General features: G+C 62.1%; 4 protein-coding genes. All 4 read right to left on the minus strand.

Going from position 1 to position 7,326, the window contains the following annotated elements; all coding sequences use genetic code 11:
• Positions 1 to 27: 27 nt before the first annotated feature.
• The 4 genes from BMY84_RS10650 to BMY84_RS10665 all read right to left on the minus strand — a co-directional run bounded on the left by BMY84_RS10650 (position 28) and on the right by BMY84_RS10665 (position 7,058).
• Complete coding sequence (locus BMY84_RS10650) at positions 28 to 2,085, minus strand: glycoside hydrolase family 2 protein (RefSeq protein ID WP_256215204.1); 2,058 nt, start codon at positions 2,083 to 2,085, stop codon at positions 28 to 30.
• Positions 2,086 to 2,095: 10 nt separating this feature from the next.
• A complete protein-coding gene (locus BMY84_RS10655; protein ID WP_256215205.1) occupies positions 2,096 to 3,721 on the minus strand; it encodes a rhamnogalacturonidase in 1,626 nt (541 codons plus the stop codon).
• Positions 3,722 to 3,837: 116 nt separating this feature from the next.
• A complete protein-coding gene (locus tag BMY84_RS10660) occupies positions 3,838 to 4,659 on the minus strand; it encodes an acid phosphatase (RefSeq protein ID WP_177203979.1) in 822 nt (273 codons plus the stop codon).
• 248 nt (positions 4,660 to 4,907) lie between these two features.
• Complete coding sequence (locus tag BMY84_RS10665; protein ID WP_371262410.1) at positions 4,908 to 7,058, minus strand: TonB-dependent receptor; 2,151 nt, start codon at positions 7,056 to 7,058, stop codon at positions 4,908 to 4,910.
• Positions 7,059 to 7,326: the final 268 nt, after the last annotated feature.

Here is a 7,326-nt window from a genome sequence, read left to right on the forward strand (position 1 = left end):
TCCCTTCGGGCGGCCTTTTTTTGCCCGTCAGGGCCGGGTCGCCCATGTCCAGCCCACCGCATCGGTCAGCATCTTGCCGCCCGCCTGCGCGCGCGCTTCGACCCGATTGTCGCCCTTGGCCAGATCGATATCCCAGGCGGCGATATGATCCTCCACTGGCACGCGCGTCCACGCCCCGTCATTCAGGCGCAGTTCGACCGTCGGCTGATTGCTGAAGACCTGCACCTTCACCCGCTGCGTCCGCTTCATCGCATCGCGGCGACTGGCGATATGCAGCATCGGCACGTCCGACCAGTTGGCCTGATACCAATAATAGGCATCCTTGCGGACCTTGCGGTCCTCCGTCACCAGCCCCTTGTCGTTAATCGCAGGCCTGTCGCCCTCATTGCGCTTGAAGGATGGGAAGTCGATCCCGACCCAGACGAAGGTCGACCAGAGGAAGGGCCGCTGCTTCATCTCACGCCAATGCTTGATGTGGAAATCGGTCTGATATTGTTCGGGGTGCCAGTAACCGTTGGACTCCGGCCGCTTCATCACCGGGTCTTCCTGATGCAGGATGCTCGCCCCCGCGCCATATTCGCTGACGCCGATGGGCCGGCCGGGCAGCTTGGCATGGAGTTCATCCGCCCAGGGTCCGATATCTTCCGACTTGGTCCAGTACCAGCCGAAATAGCGATTATAGGACACGGTATCGCTATGCTGCGCGATCGGATCGCTATCCTCCAGGCAGCAATGGGCATAGGTGGTCGGCCGGGTCGGATCGAGCGCCTTGGCCGTCGCCTGCAACTCGGCAAGGATGCGGTTGGAGGCGGCATCCGATTTGCGGATTTCATTGCCGATGCCCCACAAAGCGACCGAGGGGTGATTGCCCGTCTGTCCGATCAGTTCGCGCATCTGCTCGACCAGATTTTCGCGAAACGCATCCGAGGGATCATGATCGTCGATCAGCGGCACTTCGGTCAGCAGCAACAGACCCAGTTCATCCGCCCGTTCATAGACGCGCTGCGGATGCTGCATATGGGCAAGGCGGATCGCGGTCGCGCCCATATCGGCAAATATCCCCAGATCCTCGTCGATCTCCGCATCGGTGACGATCGGCCCGCGCCCGAAGCGCGTGGGATGCTGGAGATTGACGCCGCGCATCGGATAGGGCGCGCCGTTCAGCAGCACGGTTCCGTCCGGCTTCATCGCGATGGTGCGCACGCCCAGCGGCACGCTCTGGCTGTCGATGATGCGCCCGCCCTCCACCACGTCCGTCACGACATGATAGAGATAAGGCGACTTGCGCCCCGCCCAGAGTTGCGGATTGGGCAGCGCGACCTGCTGCTTCACCGCGTCGCGCGCGCCGGGGGCCAAAGTGGCAGGCGCAACGGATCGCGCCACGACCTTGCCGCCCGCATCCACGATCCGGCTGCTGAGGGTGAAGCGGGCCGCCGCAGCACGGTCGTTGCGCAGCGCGACGGCGATGTCGATGGTCGCGCGGCGCGACTGGAGCGCGCTGGTCCGCACCTGCACCCCCGGCCCCGCATGATCGAGCCGGTCGATCGCCAGCGCATCGCTTTCGATCAGCGACACGCTGCGATAGAGGCCGCCAAAGACATTGAAGTCGCCATTGAGCGGCGCGATATGCGTGTCGCGGCTATTATCGACCCGCACCGCCAGCAGATTGCGCCCCGGCTTCAGCGCATCGGTCGCATCGACACGGAAGGCGCCATAGCCGCCCTGATGCGCGCCGATCCTGCGACCGTTGAGCCAAATGTCGGCCTTCAGAGTCGCGCCGCCGAAATGCAGCAGATATCGCTTGCCTGGCTGCGGCTTGTGGTCGATCTCCAGCCGATACCAGGCCGGACCGCGATAATAGACGCCCTCCGGCTCGCCCCGCGCCTTGGCCCCGCCAATGCCGCTGTCCTCGGCATTATAGCTATGCGGCACGCTGACCGGCGCCCATGCGCCATCATCGAAGCCGGGCGTTTGCGCCCCGGCGGCGTCCGCCTTGATGAAGTGCCAACCCGTGGCGAGCGGTGTTTCGGTAGCGGCCTGAGCCACGCCCGGCAACAGCAGGGCAAGCGCGAAAAGCGGACGCATCGTCATTCCTTCAACTATATGTCTGGATATCGCCGATCTGGATGCCGCTGCTGGCAGTCGATCGGATCGCAGTGTCGCGGGATTGTCGGGAGCGCAGGCCAGCCACCATCGCCCCCTGCACATCATCGAACAGGATGGCCGGCCGGGCATCCGCCGCCTCGACATCGAAGCTGACGTCGCGCAGGCTGATGTTGCGGGCATGGCGGACATAGAGGCCATGGGCCGGGAAGGCGCCCATGAAGCTGGGTTCCAGGCTGCTGGCCGGCCGTTCGGGGATGGCGCGGGCCGCATCCGCCGCGCTACCGCCGCCAGCGGAGCGGACATGGACGTTGGAAAAGCTCACATCCTCGATCGGCTCGCCCGGATTGCCGACAATGCCGCAAGCAAAGGGGCCAGGCGCACCCGACACATTGATGTCGGAAAAGCGCACCCGCCGCACCTTGGACGGACCATTGCCACGCGGCGCCCGGTTGCGCGCCGCCAGCCGCACGAAGATGGGGTGATTGACCGGGTTACGCAGATTGATGTCGCTGAACGTCACATCCTCCAGTACGCCGCCGTCGATCGCGCCGAGTTGCAGTCCGCGCGTATGTTCGCAGGTACAGCCCGAAATCAGAATGTTGCGAAAGCCCGTCGCGGAATCAGTGCCGAGCTTGATCCGCCCCAGCACGCCCACATCATCGACCGATTTATAGGGCGACGGACGATAGCGCCCGCCCACCACCGACCCCAGATCATAGCCGCTGGTCTTGCAACCGATGACAGTCACATCCTCGCAGAAGAGCGGCTCCTGCAAGGCGTAGCTGCTCTTCAGGACGATCGCGTCATCCTTGGGCGCGTTGACCAGGCAATTGCTGATCCGCACGTCGCGACAGCAATCGATGTCGATGCCGTCGCGATCGGTATCCACCGTCAGATTGTCGATCATGACATTGGTCGATCCCAGCACATAGCAGGCGAAATGCCCGCCTTGCAGGATGGTGAAATCGCGCAGCAGCACATTGCGGCATCGGCGCAGCGCCACCGCCTTGTTCCCGCGCCCTTCATAGGCCATTTCGCGCGGGATCGCCCGACGCGCGGCATCGGCGGACAGGCCCTGTTCCTTCGGCGACTTCCACCCCTCTATGCCGTGCCAGCGCGGCGCCGGCCCTTCCCGGTCCAGCCCCAGACCATGGATCAGCCCGCGCCCGACGATCGCCACATCATTGACGCCGTCGCCATAGATCAGGGCATTGTGGAAATGCGCGACACCATAGTCGACATATTGTTCGTCAAAAACGCCCTCTGGCAAATCATAGCGGCCCTTGTGCCGGCGCGGGTCCGCCGCCTCGATCAGGCTGCCCGGCATCAACAGCAGGGTGATGTAGCTTTTCAGGCGGATCGAGAAGCAGAGATAATGGCCCGGCGGCACCACCACCGTCCCGCCGCCCGCCGCGCTCGCTGCCTCGATCGCACGGTTGATGGCGTCGGAATCGATCGCGACGCCATCCCCCTTCGCGCCATGATCGCGGACATTGTAAAAGCCACTCAGCGATCCGGTCGCCCGTACCGGCGCGGATGCCATGGCGAAGGCCGCACCCAATCCCAAAGTCATGGCACGACGGCTGAATGCCGCGCGCTCGATCACGCCGCTCATGCTGCGATCCTCTCATTATGTTGTATGACGTATTACATAATGAAGGGCACAAGCCAAGCTTTTACGATCGCATTTACCTGTCTACTTCGGTGATGCTTTTAGCGGAGCGAACAGCGTTATTTCGCCTTCCGGTCCAGCGCCGGCATGACACGCTGCGCGATCAGCGCCGCTTCAGCCTCGCATCCCTGCGGCGGCGCGCTATTGGCCGCACGAAGCGTCGTCAGTTCCGCCCGCGCCGGGGCGAGGTCCGCCTGATAAGCCGGCTTGGTCGACACCAGCGCCATGGTCGCCGAAGCCGACTGCATCCCGGCCTCCACCGCGCTCTCATTATGCGCGCCGCAAACGAACCGGCTGTCACCATAGGCGCGACCGCGCTGCAGGATTTGCTGCGCCCGGTCCGGTGCGATCGCGGTCAGCACCAGCGCCCATGTCCAGCCCCGGGTCGTGTGGCCGGACGGATAGTCGAAGCTCATCTTGTTGCGCTTCTTGTCGAACAGTTCGGACGTCGGCTGGCAGACGGGGCCACGGTCGAAGGTGAAGGGCCGTTCGCGCTGATAGATATTCTTGGCGATATTGGTCTGCGCACTGGTGTCGCTCCCCGCCCGTTCCAGCACCGCCACCAGCCGGGGCGCATTGTCAGGCGTCAGGTTTACGCCGACCGCACAGCTATAATCATGCAGCAGAGCCGGAACGCTATAGTCCACATCATTGGTCGCCAGCTTCCAGCGCGGCGTTCCTTCCAGCTTGCGGGTCGCGCGGAAAATCTTGCGATCGGTGTCGAACCGCGGATCACCGCGTCGCGGCGCCGGCTCCAGCACCGATGTCACATCAAATTCGCCCGGAGTCAGATAGCCTTCAGGTCGATCCGCACCAGAACCGGGCGCCGCGAAGGCGGTCGCGGCGAACAGGGACAGGATGGCAGCTCTGGTGAATTTCATGGCGAACCCTTTTTTTGGAACCCGGCGTCCCCGCATCCCTATGCTGGCGACACCGACAGATAACCGACTTGTTGGCAGTGGCCTCTCCGACCAAGCCTGCGCATGACCAAAAAGGGCCAGCATTGTGCGCCGAGCCATGATCATTCCCCCCTCTCCCGCATTCCGGGCGGCAAAGCAATGACCGGCAGTGGATTGTAGAGTCGGTATCGGGACGGGCTGCCAATCACCTTATGGCCGCGCTCACCCACTCAATAAGCGAAGCGAGCGCTGATCAGCACCGTCGCCGGATCGGCATAATTTTTATAATAGACCCCGGTCGATGGAACATAGGCCGAACTGACCGGCTTGTTAGCGTTCAATATATTCTTGCCGGTCAGCGCCAGCTGGAACCGGTCGTCCGGCAATATCCATGTGACCGACCCGTTGACGAAGGTCTGGCCGGGCACCCGGTCCTGCGGCCGGGCCAGCGCGTTGGAATAGAAGCTGCTCTGATATTGGGCATTGGCCGACAGCCGGACATGACTGCCGCTCGCACCCAACTGCAGGTCATAGGTAGCACCACCCGACAGCGAATATTTGGGCGCGTTGGTCAGCGGATTGCCATCGGCATCCACGCCATTGCCGCCCGCGCCCTTATAATCGTCATAGACCGCCTTCAGATAGCCGCCCGACGCCTGCACGCTGAACCTGTCGCTCAGCCGCAGGTCATTTTCCAGCTCCACGCCCCAGCTATGCGCCTTGCCGGCATTGCCGCGCCGGCTGCCGACATAGGCCGGGTCGTAGAAAGACACCTGCAAATCCGTATAATCATTATAGAATACCGCCAGATTGCTGCGCAGCGCCCGCCCGAACAAAGTGGCTTTCAGCCCACCTTCATAGGTGCTCACCTTCTCCGGATTGAACGGCAGCGTCGCCAGATCGAGCCGGGTCGCCCGATTGTCGAACCCGCCGGATTTGAAGCCGCGCGACCAGGTCAGATAATTGAGCAGATTGGGCGTCCATTGCGCCTGCACGGAGACCTTGGGCGTCAGCGCCTTCCACGTCTTTTCCGCTTCCCCGGCGATGGATTGCGACACGACATTGCGGTCGTCATCGATCACCTTGTTGTCGAACACGAACCGCTTCTTTTCGATCGTGCCGCGAATACCGGCGGTCAGGCTGAAGATATCATTCGCCTTCCACGTGCCCTCGCCGAACACGGCATAGGCATCGGTATAAGTGATATTATGCGCGCGCAGCTTGTTCACCGCCGCCGTGGCGGAGGTGCCGGTGCGGCTGAATCCATCGCGCTCCACGAAGAAGCGTTCATGCAGATAGAATAGCCCGCTGGTGAAACTCACATCGCCCAGTTCGCCGTTCAGCTGCACCTCCTGGCTGATGAACTTGTCATTATAATGGATCAGATTCTTCTGGATCAGCGCCGCTTCCCCGTCATTCTCATAATAGACGGGGTTGAGGTTGAAGCCGCCCGCCGCCGTGATCGACTTGATCGAAAGCTGTGGCGACAGGGTATAGATCAGGCGCAATGACCCGTTCAGCGCATTGAGATGCTGGAGCGGCTCGACTTCCGAATAGGATCGGCGGCGGCTGAATGTCCCGCCCGGTTGATTGACCGGAATATAGGAGCGGCTGTCGCTGCGGTCGCGGATCACATTGACCGTCAGTTGCGCGTCCAGATTATCGATCCCGGTGAAGCGCAGTTTGCCGCGCCATCCGTCCAGATCGATGCGGTTCACATCATGGCCCAGCGTCGGATTATAGGTCACGCCGTCGCGCGTCCGGTGGATATAGGAGACGCTGGCCGACAGCACATCCTTGATAATCGGTCCGCTCACCAGCGCGCGGACCTGCACATCATTATAGCTGCCATAGCCCGCCTCGGCGGTGACATGCGTCGTATCGTCAGGATCGCGGGTGATCAGGCGCAGCGCACCCGCGCTGCTGTTGCGGCCATAAAGCGTGCCCTGCGGCCCACGCAGCAATTCGACCCGCTCCAGATCGACAAATTCGCTCATCGACCCGATCTGCCGGGGCACATAGACGTCATCGACATAGACGGCCAGCACCGGCTCCTGAATCGGATCGCTTTCCCCCACGCCGCGCAGCGAGAAGGTCTGGGTGGTGTGGCTGATCGACGTGCGCGCCACGAACAGATTGGGCACCTGCCCCGCCAGATCGCGCACGCTCGTTATATTGCGCTGTTCCAGCAATTCGGGCGTGAAGGCGGAAATGGCGATCGCGGTTTTCTGAAGATCGGTCGCCCGGCGCTCCGCCGTAACGATGATCTCGCCGCCACCGGCATCGGCATCATCGGGCAAGCTGGTTTGCGCCTGCGCTGACTGAACAAGCACCAGAGCCAGTGCGAAGGAGGTAACATGCAGCGGCAATTTATAAGACACTATCATCGATCTTTTCTTCAAAAGCGCCGCCCCCGCGGCTTTCGATAATGTCTACTAATTTTATAGATAATATCCGCAATCAAGTTATCGTCGCGATCGATGAGCAGTGCTGAAGCTGTACTGCGTGTGCAGTGGGAAGCGCCGAGACACTGGAGCAACACGCCTTAAACGATCCGTTCGTCCTTGCATGATGATTGGGTGATCAAAACCTATGTGAGGTGTTGATTGCGTGCAGATGGGGTCATGACCCCATCTGCACGGAGCATTC

It is taken from the genome of Sphingobium sp. AP50, from assembly GCF_900109095.1.
GTDB lineage: Bacteria > Pseudomonadota > Alphaproteobacteria > Sphingomonadales > Sphingomonadaceae > Sphingobium.